The sequence below is a fragment of the Halomonas sp. TH-94 genome (genome assembly GCF_057473365.1).
In genome coordinates this window covers 1-14,092 of the sequence record NZ_JBYCKL010000040.1, presented here as the reverse complement: position 1 = coordinate 14,092, position 14,092 = coordinate 1, and the positions used below count along the sequence as shown (strand labels likewise).

Sequence of the window (14,092 nt, the reverse complement as noted above, 5' to 3'; positions counted from 1 at the left end):
CAGCGGCGGCCCCCGGGACGCCGCTGACGTTTTCTGCCTTGAGGAGAGCAACCTTGACGTCTATCCCCACGCCGCCTTCGGGCGGGCTGGACCGTGTCGCCTACTATCTGCTGCGGGCCGTGACCCTGGTCTGCGATAGCGTTGGTGTCGCGCTGCTTGCCGGGGTGCTGGTGCTGATCGTTTCGGCCGTCGTGGCCAGGGACTTGATCGGGCTGGGCATGCCCTGGACCGAAGAGGTCGCATCGATGCTTGCCATCTATGCGGTGGCCTTCGGCTCGCTGTCCGCCTGGGTGCGCTTCGAGCATCTGGTGGTGGACCTGTTCAGTCATCGCCTGGGTAGCTTGGCACGCGGCATTCAGTATCGCCTGGTGGCGCTGCTCTCATGTGGCTTCTTCACGCTTGCGGCCTATGGCGCACTGACCATGTCCGTGGCCAGTGCCAACAATCGCACCGTGTCCCTCGGGATCAGCTTCAGCTACCTCTACTACGGCATTTTCATCGCGTTTGCCGGCATGGCCGTACTGGCCCTGTGGCAGACGCTGCGCGGTCCGGTGGCATGGCAGGACACCCTTCGCGCCGAGCAGGAGGCGAGCTGATGCAGGAGCTCATGGTCTTCGTCGGAGGACTCTTGCTGTTGATGGCCATTGGCCTGCCGGTGGTGGTGGCCATCGGCATCACCTCGTTCATCGCCCTGGCGGTGACCGGCGCCGGCGGCTTGCCGGTGGAGCTGATGTCGCTGCGCATGGTGCAGACGCTCAACAACTTCACGCTGTTGGCGATCCCGCTCTTCATCCTGGCCGCCAACATCATGAACACGGGGTCGACCACCACCCGGATCTTCGATTTCGCCACCGCCCTGGTGGGCTTCACCAAGGGTGGCCTGGGGCATGCCAACGTGGTTGCCAGCTCGATCTTCGCCACCATGTCGGGCACCGCGGTGGCGGATGCCGCCGGTCTTGGCAGCATCGAAATAAAAGCCATGAAGGAGCGGGGCTACGACCTCGGCTACTCGGCAGGCATCACGGCGGCGTCGAGCGTCATCGGGCCGATCCTGCCGCCGAGCATCGCACTCGTGGTATACGGCTGGCTGGCGAATGTCAGTATCGGCGCGCTGTTCATGGCGGGGCTGGTGCCGGGTATCCTGATGGCGCTGATGTTCATGGGCATGACCGTCGTGCTAGGTGCCGGCAAGCGCGTGACGATGCCGCCCCCGGTGCCTTTCGATGGCAAGGAAGTGCTGCGGACCGGCAGGCGCGCCATTCTGCCGTTGTTCATGCCGGCCATCATCGTCGGGGGTATCTGGACGGGGCTGTTCACGCCCACCGAGGCGGGTGCGATCGCATCGCTCTATGCGGTGGTGCTGGGTGGCGTGGTCTACCGCGATCTCTCCTTGCGCGATCTGTTCCAGGCTTTCCGGCGCTCCCTGATGTTCAGCGCCGCCATTCTGCTGATCATCGCCGTGTCGAGCTTCTACGGCTGGATCCTGGTGCGCATCGGCATTCCTCAGGCGCTGGCGGGTCAAGTGGCGGGCATCGACATGCCGACTATCGTCCTGTTGCTGGCCTTTGCGCTGTTCTTTCTGCTGATCGGTTGCTTCATGTCGGTGATCGAAAGCATCTTGATCTTCACTCCCATCGTGGTGCCCGCTGCGCTGGCTGCCGGCCTCGATCCGATTCACTTCGGTATCGTCATGGTGATCACCCTGTCGGTAGGCGTCATCACGCCCCCTTTCGGCACCGTGCTGTTCCTGATGGTGGGAATCACGCGGCTACGCTACTCGCAGATCGTGGTGGCGATCCTGCCGTTCCTGATTCCGATCCTGCTGACCATTCTGATCCTGATCGCCATCCCGGCTCTGGTCACCTGGCTGCCGCGGCTGATGGGCTACTGAACCGACAGGAGAAGCGGCCTCGCGGGGAACACCCGAGGCCGTTACGGGTCACAAGCGCTACCATCGCAAGGGAATCGCCATGCTCGACACCATCCAGCGTTTCTTCCAACAGGCCCTGGCCGAGCCCGAGCGCTCGGACGATCCGGCGCCAACCCTCGAGCGTGCCACTGCCGCGCTGCTGTGTGAGGTGATGCGCGCCGACTACCACACCGATGAAGCACAGCTCGACGCTCTGCGCGACCTTCTCATGGCGCACTTCCAGCTCTCCGCCGAGGCAGTGGAGGAGCTGATGGAGATGGCCCGGGACGAAGTGGAGAATTCGGTGGATCACTATCAGTTCGTCAGCCTGATCAAGCAGCATTACGATTACGCGCAGCGCTGCGAACTGGTACGCATGATGTGGCTTCTGGCCAATGCCGATGCCAACCACAATGCGCTCGAAGAGCACCGTATCCGGCGCCTTGCGGACCTCCTGCATGTCAGCCACTCCGATTTCATCCGCACCAAGCTCCAGGTCCAGGGCAAAACGGGCTAACCGACGGAACGGCTGCCGGGCCAAGGGTTTGATCTGCGACAGCAGTGCAAGGGTTTGGCGCGGCAGCCGCTAAGACGTGCTGGTAGACTAGGCCGCTCGTTCCGGCAGGGCCGGCTGCGCAAGCGCATAGGGGGAGTTGCATGTCTCGTGAAACCGTCGTCCTGGGAGCCGGCATGGTCGGCGTTTCCATTGCCTGGCACCTGGCCCGTCGCGGACGTTCGGTGCTGCTGGTGGATCGCCGTCCCCCCGGGCAGGAAACTTCCTATGGCAATGGCGGGCTGATTCAGCGCGAGGCGGTACGCCCCTACACCTTCCCTCGCGAATTCGGCAAGTTGCTGAGTTCTCTGCCCAACCGACGGGTCGACATACGCTACCAGTGGAGCGGTGTACTGCAATTCGCCGGGCCGCTTTTCGGTTATTGGCGACACTCCGCTCCGCATCGCTATGCGCATATCGTGCCCGAGTACGCCTCGCTCATCGCTCTCTCCACCCAGGAACATGCGCCCATGATCGAGGCGGCGGGTGCGAGTGAGCTGATCGGCAAGGAGGGCTGGCTCGAAGTCCACCGCAGCCAGGCAGAGCTCGATCGACGGGCAGGCGAGGCCGAAGACGCCGCCAATCGCTTCGGCGTGACGCATGACTTGCTCGACGGCAAAGGGCTTTCAAGCAAGGAGCCTGAATTGAGTGCCGGTCTGGCAGGTGCCATTCACTGGACCAATTCATGGAGCGTGGCCGATCCCGGTGGCCTGGTTGCCGCTTATGCTCGAAGTTTCGAGCAGCTGGGTGGTGAGTTCCTTCAGGCCGAGGTGAAGGGAGTCAGCCGGATCGGGTCCGGCTGGCGCGTCGACACCGACCAGGGCGGACACGAAACCCAGGATGTGGTGGTGGCGCTGGGCCCCTGGGCGGGAGGCTGGCTGAAGGAGCTGGGTTACCACCTGCCTACCTTCGTCAAGCGCGGTTACCACATGCACTATGGCGCCGCGGAAGGTAAGCGTCTCAACCATTGGCTGGCCGACGCCGATATCGGCTATATCCTGGCGCCGATGCGGGCCGGTATACGCCTGACCACTGGCGCCGAGCTCGCCCGTCTCGATGCGCCACCCGCTCATGGTCAACTGGCTGCCGCCGAACGTTGCGCAAGGGATATCTATCCAGCCTTGGGCGAGCGGCTCGAGGCGGAGCCGTGGAAGGGCGCGCGGCCGTGCCTTCCCGACATGAAGCCCGTTATCGGGCCGGCGCCTCGCCATCCCGGGCTATGGCTGGCTTTCGGGCATGGCCACCAGGGCTTCACCATGGGGCCGGCCACGGGGCGCGTGCTGGCGGAGATGATGGCAGGGGAGCCGACAGCCGTTGATCTGACACCGTTTCGTGCCGATCGCTTCTAAGCGGAGTGCGGAATCGTCACTTCGAAAGGCTTGTTCATCGAGCCGTCACTCAGCCCGGGAGCGTCGTCTGCGCCATAGGTGATGAATGAACTTCATCACCAGGGTCATCACGTAGACCACCCAGCCGGCCGTTGCGAGCACGTTGAACAGTAGCATCTTCTGCTGGCCGCTCATGGGAGCGAACAGGGTCTCGATGAGCACGCCAAGCACCAGAACCAGTGCCATGGGCAGCGCCAGGATGTGCATCCACATTTCGGTGCGCCGCTTGCGCACGTGGTAGCGGCTCAGGTGTATCCGAAACGGGCGGTGCACGAAGCTGACCAGAACCATGGTGCCCAGGGCAAGCAACGCTGCCAGGGTCGGCTCGACGCTGTCGATACTGGCCGAGATGCCGATCGACCAGAAGAACACGATCCACATCAATCCGGCCAGAATGGCGACGATATCGGCGTAGTGACGAACCCGAGGCATTGGCAGCGACTCTCACGGAAAAACGGCGTCGATGATACGGTAAAACGGCCAGTGTTGCTGCCGCTGTGGCAATTTACTTGCCGAGGGGCAAGCGTGTCGAGCCTGGGCAATTCGGCCAAGGCTTCCGGTATACTCTGGCGTCGACACTCATGCTGAACGACAGGATACGCCGTGACCGCTATCACCCTGACCCGACCCGATGACTGGCATCTCCACCTGCGCGACGGTGAAGCGCTTGCGGCCGTGGTCCCCGCCACGGCGCGCCAGATGGGGCGGGCGATCGTCATGCCCAATCTCAAGCCGCCGGTCACCACTACCGAGCAGGCTCGCAGCTACCGGGAGCGAATCCTGGCGGCGCGCCCCGAGGGCTCCGCCTTCGAGCCGCTGATGACACTTTATCTCACCGACAAGACACCGGCGGACGAGATCGAGCGCGCCGTGGAAAGCGGTCTGGTGCAGGCAGTGAAGCTCTATCCCGCCGGGGCAACGACCAATTCCGACTCCGGCGTCACCGACTTGGCGCACTGCGAGGCGGCCATTGCCGCCATGGCACGCCTGGGGCTGCCGCTACTGGTTCATGGCGAAGTCACCGATGCCGAGATCGATATCTTCGATCGCGAGGCGGTATTCATCGAGCGGATCATGAAGCCTCTGCTAGAGCGGCATCCCGATCTCAACGTCGTATTCGAGCACATCACGACCGCCGACGCTGTCGAATTCGTCTCTCAGGCACCGGCCAACGTGGGAGCGACGATCACCGCACACCACCTGCTTTACAACCGCAACCACATGCTGGTCGGTGGCATTCGTCCGCATTACTACTGCCTGCCGATCCTCAAGCGCGAACGCCATCGCGAGGCGCTGTTGGAGGCGGCTACCTCGGGCAGCGCCAAGTTCTTCCTCGGTACCGACAGCGCCCCCCACGCTCAGGGCGACAAGGAGTCGGCCTGCGGCTGTGCCGGAGCCTATACCGCGCCGGCGGCGATCGAACTCTACGCCATGGCCTTCGAGCAGGTCGGCGCCCTGAGCCGGCTGGAGGGGTTCGCCAGCCATCATGGCCCTGACTTCTACCGCTTGCCGCGTAATCTCGACACCATCACCCTGGTGCGCGAGGAGTGGACGATGCCCGATGTCTTGCCTTATGCGGGCGGGCAGCACATCGTGCCGCTCAAGGCGGGAGAAGCCGTTACTTGGAAGCTTCGCGACTGAACCTCCGCTCGACGCCATACAGAACGGCCGCCTTAAAGGCGGCCGTTCTGGTTTTTCATGGTCGAGTGGAGGGCGGGCTCAGCTCGCCGCAAGCTCCAGATCGGGGCAGGGCGCAGTCCCGGCGAGCCGGGCCACCATGCGCTCGACCATGCGGGCCGAATGGGCGGCGGCTTTCTCCAGGAACTGCTCGAACGAAATGTGATTGTCGCCACCTCCGACGATGTCGGACAGCGAGCGCACCACCACGAACGGACAGCCGTAGAGATGGCAGGTCTGGGCGATGGCGGCGGCCTCCATCTCGGCGGCCAGCATGGTCGGGAAGCGCGAGCGGGTTTTGGTGACCAGCTCCGGACAGGCCATGAACACGTCGCCGGTAGCGATCAGGCCTTCCACCACCTTGACCTCGCCCAGCTCCTCGACGCACTCCCGGGCCAGCGTCACCAGGCGGGCATCGGGTAGATAGGCGGCAGGCATCTGCGGCACCTGGCCGTGCTCGTAGCCAAACACCACGGCGTCCACGTCGTGGTGGCGTACCTCGCTTGAAACCACTACATCGCCGACTTCCAGGCCCTCGCCGAAACCACCTGCCGAGCCGGTATTGATGATGGCTTCGGGGTGATAGACGTCGAGCAGCAGGGTGGTGCCGATGGCGGCGTTGACCTTGCCGATGCCGGACTGCAGGATGATCACGTCAACCCCGTGCAGCTTGCCATGATGGAAGGTACAGCCGACGTGGGTGCGGGTACGGCGGTCTTCCAGCTGCGATGCCAGGTAGGCGACTTCCTGAGCCATGGCGCCAATGATGCCGATGCGTTTCATTTCGTGTTGTTTGCTCCGATTGGGCGACCGTGCCGCCAAGGCGTAAGTGCGTCTACCTGGGAGGGCGCATTCTAGCCGAGCGGTGCTCCGCTGTCAGGACGGCGTGATTTCCAGTTCCATGGCATCGTGCCGTTCCGCTGCATAGAGCGTGTTCTCCAGCAGCGAGGCGACGGTCATCGGGCCCACCCCGCCCGGCACTGGCGTGATCCAGGCGGCGCGCTCCGCGGCCGGGGCGAACTCCACGTCGCCGACCAGGCGACCCTCCTCCTCGCGATTGATGCCTACGTCGATGACAATCGCGCCATCGCGCACCCATTCGCCCTTGACCAGCCCCGGCTTGCCTACCGCGACCACCAGCAGCTCGGCGCGACGCACGTGCGTTTCCAGGTCGCGGGTGAAGCGATGGCACACGGTGGTGGTGCAGCCGGCGAGCATCAGCTCGAGCGCCATGGGGCGTCCGACGATGTTCGATGCGCCGACCACGGTGGCGTCCAGACCGCGTACCTTGAGCCCGCTGGCCTGCAGCAGGGTCATGATGCCCTTGGGGGTGCAGGGACGCAGGACGGGGAGCCGCTGGGCCAGCCGGCCAAGGTTGTACGGGTGAAAGCCATCCACGTCCTTGTGCGGCAGGATGCGTTCCAGGATCGGGCGCGAGTCGAGGTGGGCCGGCAACGGCAGCTGCAGCAGGATGCCGTCGACGCTCGGGTCGTCATTCAGCTCGTCGATCAACTGCTCCAGCGCTTGCTGGCTGGTATCGCTGGGCAGGGCATGCTGAAAAGAGAGTATGCCGGCCTGATCGCAGGCCCGGTGCTTGTTGCTCACGTACACGTGGGAAGCCGGATCGTCGCCCACCAGAACGACAGCCAGGCCTGGTATGCGCTTGCCCTCGCGGCGGCGCACCTCGACCTGGCGTGCAACCTGTTCGCGGACCTGGGCGGCTATGGCCTTGCCATCGATGAGTCGGGCAGTCATCGTATCTCCCCTGTGGTGAGTGGTGTGAGCGTCGCTGGCAGGGCCGGCTTCGGATTCTCGACGGGGGCCGATTTTCGCACGCCGCGCCGCCAAGGCAAAGCGCAAAAGCCTCGATATGTCAGGAAGCTATTGACCACGGAAGATTCTCGCGTAGAATACGCAGCGCTCGACGAGGCCCTGTAGCGGGTGTCGAGGGCCGTGCGAAGGCCGGCGGGGTGTAGCGCAGTCTGGTAGCGCGCCTGCTTTGGGAGCAGGATGTCGGGGGTTCGAATCCCTCCACCCCGACCACAACCTTTTGTTTGTGCTGAGGAAATGGTTCAGCAGGGTTGCGGTCAGACGCCATGGAACGTAGAATGCGCCCATAGCTCAACCGGATAGAGCAACGGCCTTCTAAGCCGTAGGTTGCAGGTTCGAGTCCTGCTGGGCGTGCCAATCTGGCGCACGCAGCTGGATTCCGGTTCGAACGATGTCGATATGGTGGATGTAGCTCAGTGGTAGAGCCCCGGATTGTGGCTCCGGTGGTCGTGGGTTCGATCCCCATCATCCACCCCATTGCACCTCTTTTCTTCTCGCGCCGACTTCTCATCGACATGCCATCCTGCATGCAGTCTGTCATGCGATCTGGAGTGGTCAGGTGCGCCGTCGTGCGTATCAACCGTCTCCGAGGCTGAGTCGTATCGGTATCGGTACCGCATACCCTTGTAAAATGCCCGGAGTGCCCCCATTCAATGGGCTTAACGCTTGCCAGCGTAGGGCGGGATTCTTAGAATCTCTCTTTTACATTCACGCTTCCCAAGAACGCCCCAGTCGGTAGAGGACCATTCATGCAAGTTTCCGTCGAAACGACCTCCCAGATCGAGCGCCGTGTCACGTTCCAAGTGCCGGCCGCCGAGGTCGATGAGGCCGTCGAGGCCCGCCTCAAGGACACGGCGAAGAACATTCGTCTCAACGGTTTCCGTAAAGGCCGGGTTCCCATGACCGTGGTGCGCCAGCGTTACGGTCGCGGCGTGCGCGACGAGGTCGTGGGCGAGCTGATGCGTGAGCGCTATGTGCGTGCCATCACCGAGCAGAACCTCAACCCGGCCGGATTCCCGAGCATCGAGCCCAAGGTCGACGAGGCCGGCAAGGATCTCGAGTTCGTGGCTTCCCTCGAAGTCTATCCCGAGGTCGAGCTGGCCTCGATCGAAGGCACCGAGGTCGAGCGCCCTGCAGTCGAGGTGAGCGACACCGATCTCGAAGAGATGGTCGAGACCCTGCGCAAGCAGAATGCTTCCTGGGAGGAAGTCGACCGCGCCGCTGAAGAGGGCGATCAGGTGAAGATCGACTTCCAGGGCTTCCTTGGCGACGAGCCGTTCGAAGGCGGCAGCGCCGAAGGGCACGACCTGGTGCTCGGTTCCGGCAACTTCATTCCCGGCTTCGAAGACCAGCTCGCCGGTGCCAAGGCGGGTGATGAGAAGGAGATCAAGGTCACCTTCCCCGAGGACTATCAGGCCGAGCATCTTGCGGGCCAGGAAGCGACCTTCAAGGTCAAGGTCCATGCGGTCAAGGGTCAGGCCCTGCCGGAAATCGACGAGGCCTTCATCAAGCGCTTCGGCGTCGAAGATGGCGACATCGAAAAATTCCGTGCCGAAGTTAAGAAGAACATGGCCCGCGAGGCCAAGCAGGCGGTCGACAACCGGGTCAAGCAGCAGGTGTTGGAAGCGCTGAAGAAGGCCAACGACATCCCGGTGCCTCAGTCGCTGGTTCAGCAGGAAACCGATGCGCTCAAGCGCCAGGCGGCACAGCAGTTCGGCCTGGGCGAGGACTTCGACGTCTCCCAGCTGCCCAACGAGCTGTTCTCCGAGCAAGCCAAGAGCCGGGTCCAGGTCGGCCTGCTGCTGGCCGAGGTGATCAAGTCGAACGAGCTCGATGCTACCGACGACGAAATTCGTGCCAAGGTCGAGGAGCTTGCCGAGCAGTACCAGGAGCCGCAGCAGGTCGTTGACTACTACATGAACAACGACCAGCTGAAGACTCAGGTCAAGTCGGCCATCCTCGAGGAGAAGGCCGTCGACAAGCTGCTGGAACAGGCGACTGTCAAAGATGTGGAAATGAGCTACCAGCAGGCGCTTGCCGCTGCACAGCAGAGCGAGCAGGCTGAAGAGGGCGCTGCCGAGGAAGGCGAGGAAGAAGCCAAGAGCTGATTCGCGCCACGCCTGCCTTCATTCGCCGGCCACTGAGAGAGCGGCCGGCGGATGGAGTCGCCCCCATTCATCGGATGCAAGGACATCACACTGATGAGCAACGAGTTCGAGACCCAGAACGCCGGCGGCCTGGTGCCGATGGTAGTAGAACAGAGCGCACGCGGTGAGCGCGCCTATGATATCTACTCCAGGCTGCTGAAGGAGCGTGTGATCTTTCTGGTGGGGCCGGTTGAAGACCACATGGCCAACCTGATCGTGGCGCAGCTGTTGTTTCTTGAATCCGAGAACCCGGACAAGGACATCCATCTCTACATCAACTCGCCCGGTGGGGCGGTGACTGCCGGGATGTCCATCTACGACACCATGCAGTTCATCAAGCCCGACGTCTCGACCGTGTGTATCGGTCAGGCGGCCAGCATGGGTGCGCTACTGCTTGCCGGCGGCGCGGCCGGTAAGCGCTATTCACTGCCGCACTCGCGAATGATGATCCACCAGCCGCTGGGCGGCTACCAGGGTCAGGCGGCCGATATCGAGATTCACACCCGCGAGATTCTGGGCATCCGGGACAAGCTCAATCGTATCCTTGCCCATCATACCGGCCAGGATATGGAGACGATTGCTCGGGATACCGATCGTGACAACTTCATGAGCGGCACTCAGGCAGCGGAATACGGTCTCATAGATGCCGTACTGGATAAGCGGCCCACATCCTGATAGCGTGAATTCAGACACGCATCATATACGTGATTAGCGGCGGCCCACCTGGCCGCCGAAGTGACAGAGGTACGCGAATGGCCGACGGCAAAGGCAAGGACGAAGGCGGCAAGCTGCTTTACTGCTCCTTCTGTGGCAAGAATCAGAATGAGGTACGCAAGCTGATTGCAGGCCCGTCCGTCTATATCTGCGACGAGTGTGTCGACCTGTGCAACGACATCATTCGCGAGGAAGTTCTCGATGCCGATGCCGAGAGCGATGAGGAGCGTCTGCCCGTTCCCCGCGAAATTCGTCGCACCCTGGATGAGTACGTCATCGGACAGGATCGCGCCAAGACGGTGCTTTCCGTGGCCGTTTACAATCATTACAAGCGCCTGCGTGCAGGCCTGAAGGGCGACGACGTCGAACTCGGCAAGTCGAACATCCTGCTCATCGGTCCCACCGGCAGCGGCAAGACCCTGCTGGCCGAGACCATGGCAAGACTGCTCAACGTTCCCTTCACCATTGCCGATGCAACCACGCTCACCGAAGCGGGCTACGTCGGTGAGGACGTCGAGAACATCATTCAGAAGCTGTTGCAGAAGTGCGACTACGATGTGGAGAAGGCCCAGCGCGGCATCGTCTACATCGACGAGATCGACAAGATCTCGCGCAAGTCGGACAACCCCTCGATCACTCGAGACGTGTCGGGTGAGGGGGTGCAGCAGGCCCTGCTGAAGCTGATCGAGGGCACCACGGCATCCGTGCCTCCCCAGGGCGGGCGCAAGCATCCGCAGCAGGAGTTCCTGCAGGTGGACACCGGCAACATCCTGTTCATCGTGGGTGGTGCCTTCGCCGGACTCGACAAGGTCATCCGTGATCGCGCCGAGAAGGGCGGCATCGGCTTCAGCGCCGTGGTGAAGAGCAAGGATGAAACCAAAGGTGTTGGCGATCTGCTCGCCGACGTCGAGCCGGAGGATCTGGTCAAGTTCGGCCTGATTCCCGAGTTCGTCGGGCGCCTGCCGGTCATCGCCACCCTGACCGAGCTCAACGAGGAGGCGTTGATCCAAATCCTCACCGAGCCCAAGAACTCGCTGGTCAAGCAGTATGCCCGCCTGTTCGACATGGAGGGCGTTGAACTCGAGTTCCGGGAGGACGCGCTGCGTGCAGTGGCGGTCAAGGCCATGACGCGCAAGACCGGCGCACGCGGGCTGCGCTCCATCCTGGAGTCGGTGCTGCTCGACACCATGTACGAAATTCCTTCCATGGAGGGGGTGTCCAAGGTTGTCATCGACGCCACCGTCATTGCCGGCGACAGCGAGCCGCTGCTGATCTATTCGCAGCAGGATCAGCGGGTCGACGGTACCGATGGCTGAGGCCGAACGGCAGATGCCGTTTTGCCCATGACGAAAAGGGGTCGCTCGGGCGGCCCCTTTGCTTGTCGGCGCTGCCGCCCTTGTAATCTGGGCGCCTAGCCCCCAACTCCCCCTGTATTCACCGATTTCCGTTGAGGACCGTCTGCGATGCAGCAGAACGCCGTTCAGACTCTGAGTCTGCCCCTCCTGCCACTGCGCGACGTGGTCGTCTACCCGCAGATGGTGATCCCCCTTTTCGTCGGGCGCGAGAAGTCGATTCAGGCGCTCGATGCCGCGATGGCTGCCGACAAGCGTGTACTGCTGGTGGCGCAACGTGAGGCCGGACAGGATGACCCCGGCACCGATGATCTGTTCACCATCGGGACCGTTGCCGAGATCATGCAACTGCTTAAGCTGCCCGACGGCACCGTCAAGGTGCTGATCGAAGGCGTCTCGCGAGCCAATGTGCAAGAAGTGCATCACGCCGACCAGGGGCACAGCATGGCGGAAGCGGTGCTGCGCGACAGCGAGCCCTTGTCCGAACGTGAACAGGAAGCCTTGGTCAGAGTGCTGCTCAATCAATTCGAGCAGTATGTGAAGCTGTCCAAGAAGGTGCCCAACGAGGTGCTCAATTCGCTGTCCGGAATCGAGGATCCCAGTCGGCTGGTTGACACCGTGTGCGCACACCTTTCTCTCAAGATTCAGGACAAGCAGCAGCTCCTGGAAATGGATCGCGTGCGTGATCGTATCGAGCACTTGATGGCACTGATCGAGTCCGAGATCGATCTGTTGCAGGTGGAAAAGCGCATCCGCTCCCGGGTCAAGGACCAGATGGAGAAGTCGCAGCGCGAGTACTATCTCAACGAGCAGATGAAGGCCATACAGAAGGAGATGGGCGAGCTCGAGAACGTGCCCAACGAGGCCGAGAAGTACGAAATGGCCATCGAAGAGTCGGGCATGCCCAAGGAGGCTCGCGACAAGGCGCTGCAGGAGCTGGGCAAGCTCAAGATGATGTCCCCGAGCTCCGCCGAAGCCACCGTGGTGCGCTCCTACCTCGACTGGATGGTGGGGGTGCCGTGGAAGAAGCGTACCCGGGTCAAGCATGACTTGCTGCACGCCCACAAGGTGCTCGACGAGGATCACTACGGTCTCGAAGAGGTCAAGGAGCGCATCCTCGAGTACCTCGCCGTGCAAAAGCGCGTCAAGAAGCTCAAGGGTCCCGTGCTGTGTCTGGTCGGCCCGCCCGGCGTTGGCAAGACATCGCTGGGCCAGTCGATCGCCCGTGCCACCAACCGCAAGTACGTGCGTCTGGCCCTGGGTGGCGTTCGCGACGAGTCGGAAATTCGTGGCCACCGTCGTACCTATATCGGCTCGCTGCCCGGTAAGCTGATCCAGCGTATGAGCAAGGCGGGGGTCAAGAATCCGCTGTTCCTGCTCGACGAGGTCGACAAGATCGGAATGGACCACCGTGGCGATCCTGCCTCGGCGCTGCTGGAGGTGCTCGATCCGGAGCAGAACGACAAGTTCAACGACCATTACCTGGAGCTGGACTACGATCTTTCGGAGGTGATGTTCATCTGTACCGCCAATTCGATGAACATCCCCGGACCTCTGCTCGATCGCATGGAGGTCATTCGTCTGCCGGGCTACACCGAAGACGAGAAACTCGCCATCGCCCGTCGCTACCTGGTACCCAAGCAGCTCGAGGCCACCGGCTTCAAGGATGAGGAGCTGAGCTTCTCCGATGAGTCGCTGCTGGAGCTGATTCGCTACTACACCCGCGAGGCGGGTGTGCGCGAGCTGGAGCGTCAGATTGCCAAGGTGTGTCGCAAGGTGCTGCGCAAGCGCCTCGAGGACGAGGGCAAGGGGGCCCAGGCGCCGGTATTGCTTGCGGCAAGCGAGATAGAGACCTACGCCGGCGTGCGCCGCTACAGCTACGGCCTGGCCGACAAGGAGGACCAGATCGGCCGTGTCACCGGGCTCGCCTGGACCTCGGTGGGCGGCGAGCTGCTCAACATCGAGTCGGTGGTCACTCCTGGGAAGGGGCGAATCAACAAGACCGGCTCCCTGGGCGATGTCATGAAGGAATCCGTCAGTGCGGCACACACCGTGGTGCGTGCGCGTGCTGAGGCGCTGGGTATCGATCCCGAGCGCTTCGAGAAGGAGGACCTGCACATCCACGTACCGGAAGGTGCGACGCCCAAGGATGGCCCCAGTGCCGGCATCGCCATGGTGACTGCCATGGTGTCTGCCTATACCGGGCGACCGATACGCTGTGATCTGGCCATGACCGGCGAGGTGAACCTGCGCGGCGAGGTGATGCCGATCGGCGGGCTGAAGGAGAAATTGCTGGCGGCACGGCGCGGTGGTATAAAGATTGTGCTTATTCCGGAAGAGAACCGCCGCGACCTCAAAGAGGTTCCGGATAACATCAAGGACGCGCTGGAGATCCGGCCTGTCCGATGGATTGATGAGGTACTGGCGTCGGCGTTGTCGAAAAATCCCGACACCAGCGGTGAAGAATCCCGAACGGAAGATTCGGCCTCTTCTTCAACGATGATCAGTACACATTAATGATA

12 protein-coding genes and 3 tRNA genes are annotated in these 14,092 nt (G+C 62.6%); 12 read left to right on the top strand and 3 right to left on the bottom strand.

The annotated features are described in order from the left end of the window. Nucleotides 1–53 precede the first annotated feature (53 nt). The 4 genes from AC2VNO_RS07790 to AC2VNO_RS07775 all read left to right on the top strand — a co-directional run bounded on the left by AC2VNO_RS07790 (nucleotide 54) and on the right by AC2VNO_RS07775 (nucleotide 3,811). Nucleotides 54–596, top strand: coding sequence for a TRAP transporter small permease (locus AC2VNO_RS07790; protein WP_486933598.1), 543 nt, complete (start codon nucleotides 54–56; stop codon nucleotides 594–596). Further along, nucleotides 596–1,891 carry a TRAP transporter large permease gene (locus AC2VNO_RS07785; RefSeq protein ID WP_486933597.1) on the top strand — a complete coding sequence of 432 codons (1,296 nt, stop codon included), beginning with the start codon at nucleotides 596–598 and terminating at the stop codon, nucleotides 1,889–1,891. The genes AC2VNO_RS07790 and AC2VNO_RS07785 overlap by 1 nt, the downstream gene beginning before the upstream one ends. A 79-nt stretch (nucleotides 1,892–1,970) precedes the next feature. Then, nucleotides 1,971–2,426 carry a tellurite resistance TerB family protein gene (locus AC2VNO_RS07780; protein ID WP_486933596.1) on the top strand — a complete coding sequence of 152 codons (456 nt, stop codon included), beginning with the start codon at nucleotides 1,971–1,973 and terminating at the stop codon, nucleotides 2,424–2,426. Between the two features lie 140 nt (nucleotides 2,427–2,566). Further along, nucleotides 2,567–3,811 (top strand): NAD(P)/FAD-dependent oxidoreductase, encoded by a 1,245-nt coding sequence (locus tag AC2VNO_RS07775; protein WP_486933595.1) that lies wholly within the window; start codon nucleotides 2,567–2,569, stop codon nucleotides 3,809–3,811. Nucleotides 3,812–3,856: 45 nt separating this feature from the next. On the opposite strand, the gene AC2VNO_RS07770 is transcribed toward AC2VNO_RS07775, so the two are convergent. Continuing rightward, nucleotides 3,857–4,282: a hypothetical protein gene (locus AC2VNO_RS07770; protein WP_486933594.1), complete on the bottom strand. Its 426-nt coding sequence runs from the start codon at nucleotides 4,280–4,282 to the stop codon at nucleotides 3,857–3,859. A 171-nt stretch (nucleotides 4,283–4,453) separates the two neighbouring features. Between AC2VNO_RS07770 and pyrC the strand changes: the two genes are divergently transcribed. Continuing rightward, nucleotides 4,454–5,491 carry a dihydroorotase gene (gene pyrC / locus AC2VNO_RS07765; protein ID WP_486933593.1) on the top strand — a complete coding sequence of 346 codons (1,038 nt, stop codon included), beginning with the start codon at nucleotides 4,454–4,456 and terminating at the stop codon, nucleotides 5,489–5,491. A 78-nt stretch (nucleotides 5,492–5,569) separates the two neighbouring features. Here the strand turns inward: pyrC and mtnN are convergent, their stop codons facing one another. Together mtnN and folD are read right to left on the bottom strand one after the other, a co-directional pair. Continuing rightward, nucleotides 5,570–6,310 carry a 5'-methylthioadenosine/S-adenosylhomocysteine nucleosidase gene (gene mtnN, locus AC2VNO_RS07760; protein ID WP_228576974.1) on the bottom strand — a complete coding sequence of 247 codons (741 nt, stop codon included), beginning with the start codon at nucleotides 6,308–6,310 and terminating at the stop codon, nucleotides 5,570–5,572. Between the two features lie 93 nt (nucleotides 6,311–6,403). Continuing rightward, nucleotides 6,404–7,282 carry a bifunctional methylenetetrahydrofolate dehydrogenase/methenyltetrahydrofolate cyclohydrolase FolD gene (gene folD, locus AC2VNO_RS07755; RefSeq protein ID WP_486933592.1) on the bottom strand — a complete coding sequence of 293 codons (879 nt, stop codon included), beginning with the start codon at nucleotides 7,280–7,282 and terminating at the stop codon, nucleotides 6,404–6,406. 211 nt (nucleotides 7,283–7,493) lie between these two features. On the opposite strand from folD, the gene AC2VNO_RS07750 reads away from it, so the two are divergent. The 7 genes from AC2VNO_RS07750 to lon all read left to right on the top strand — a co-directional run bounded on the left by AC2VNO_RS07750 (nucleotide 7,494) and on the right by lon (nucleotide 14,087). Next, nucleotides 7,494–7,570: transfer RNA gene (locus AC2VNO_RS07750), tRNA-Pro, on the top strand. Between the two features lie 67 nt (nucleotides 7,571–7,637). Beyond that, nucleotides 7,638–7,714 (top strand) — tRNA-Arg (locus AC2VNO_RS07745). A 45-nt stretch (nucleotides 7,715–7,759) separates the two neighbouring features. Next, nucleotides 7,760–7,834, top strand: a tRNA-His gene (locus AC2VNO_RS07740). A 272-nt stretch (nucleotides 7,835–8,106) separates the two neighbouring features. Continuing rightward, nucleotides 8,107–9,465: a trigger factor gene (gene tig, locus AC2VNO_RS07735; RefSeq protein WP_486933591.1), complete on the top strand. Its 1,359-nt coding sequence runs from the start codon at nucleotides 8,107–8,109 to the stop codon at nucleotides 9,463–9,465. 93 nt (nucleotides 9,466–9,558) lie between these two features. Next, nucleotides 9,559–10,179 carry an ATP-dependent Clp endopeptidase proteolytic subunit ClpP gene (gene clpP, locus AC2VNO_RS07730; RefSeq protein ID WP_228576980.1) on the top strand — a complete coding sequence of 207 codons (621 nt, stop codon included), beginning with the start codon at nucleotides 9,559–9,561 and terminating at the stop codon, nucleotides 10,177–10,179. Nucleotides 10,180–10,256: 77 nt separating this feature from the next. Then, nucleotides 10,257–11,534, top strand: a complete 1,278-nt coding sequence (gene clpX, locus AC2VNO_RS07725; protein ID WP_486933590.1) for an ATP-dependent Clp protease ATP-binding subunit ClpX — start codon at nucleotides 10,257–10,259, stop codon at nucleotides 11,532–11,534. A 147-nt stretch (nucleotides 11,535–11,681) separates the two neighbouring features. Then, nucleotides 11,682–14,087 carry an endopeptidase La gene (gene lon, locus AC2VNO_RS07720; protein WP_486933589.1) on the top strand — a complete coding sequence of 802 codons (2,406 nt, stop codon included), beginning with the start codon at nucleotides 11,682–11,684 and terminating at the stop codon, nucleotides 14,085–14,087. The last annotated feature ends 5 nt before the right edge of the window (nucleotides 14,088–14,092 follow it).

Bases quoted from the DNA above. Each gene is read 5' to 3' on its own strand.
- AC2VNO_RS07785 (WP_486933597.1), top strand. From the start codon at position 596: ATGCAGGAGCTCATGGTCTTCGTCGGAGGACTCTTGCTGTTGATGGCC.
- mtnN (WP_228576974.1), bottom strand. From the start codon at position 6,310: ATGAAACGCATCGGCATCATTGGCGCCATGGCTCAGGAAGTCGCCTAC.
- clpP (WP_228576980.1), top strand. From the start codon at position 9,559: ATGAGCAACGAGTTCGAGACCCAGAACGCCGGCGGCCTGGTGCCGATG.
- tig (WP_486933591.1), top strand. From the start codon at position 8,107: ATGCAAGTTTCCGTCGAAACGACCTCCCAGATCGAGCGCCGTGTCACG.
- clpX (WP_486933590.1), top strand. From the start codon at position 10,257: ATGGCCGACGGCAAAGGCAAGGACGAAGGCGGCAAGCTGCTTTACTGC.
- AC2VNO_RS07770 (WP_486933594.1), bottom strand. From the start codon at position 4,282: ATGCCTCGGGTTCGTCACTACGCCGATATCGTCGCCATTCTGGCCGGA.
- AC2VNO_RS07775 (WP_486933595.1), top strand. From the start codon at position 2,567: ATGTCTCGTGAAACCGTCGTCCTGGGAGCCGGCATGGTCGGCGTTTCC.
- lon (WP_486933589.1), top strand. From the start codon at position 11,682: ATGCAGCAGAACGCCGTTCAGACTCTGAGTCTGCCCCTCCTGCCACTG.
- AC2VNO_RS07780 (WP_486933596.1), top strand. From the start codon at position 1,971: ATGCTCGACACCATCCAGCGTTTCTTCCAACAGGCCCTGGCCGAGCCC.
- folD (WP_486933592.1), bottom strand. From the start codon at position 7,282: ATGACTGCCCGACTCATCGATGGCAAGGCCATAGCCGCCCAGGTCCGC.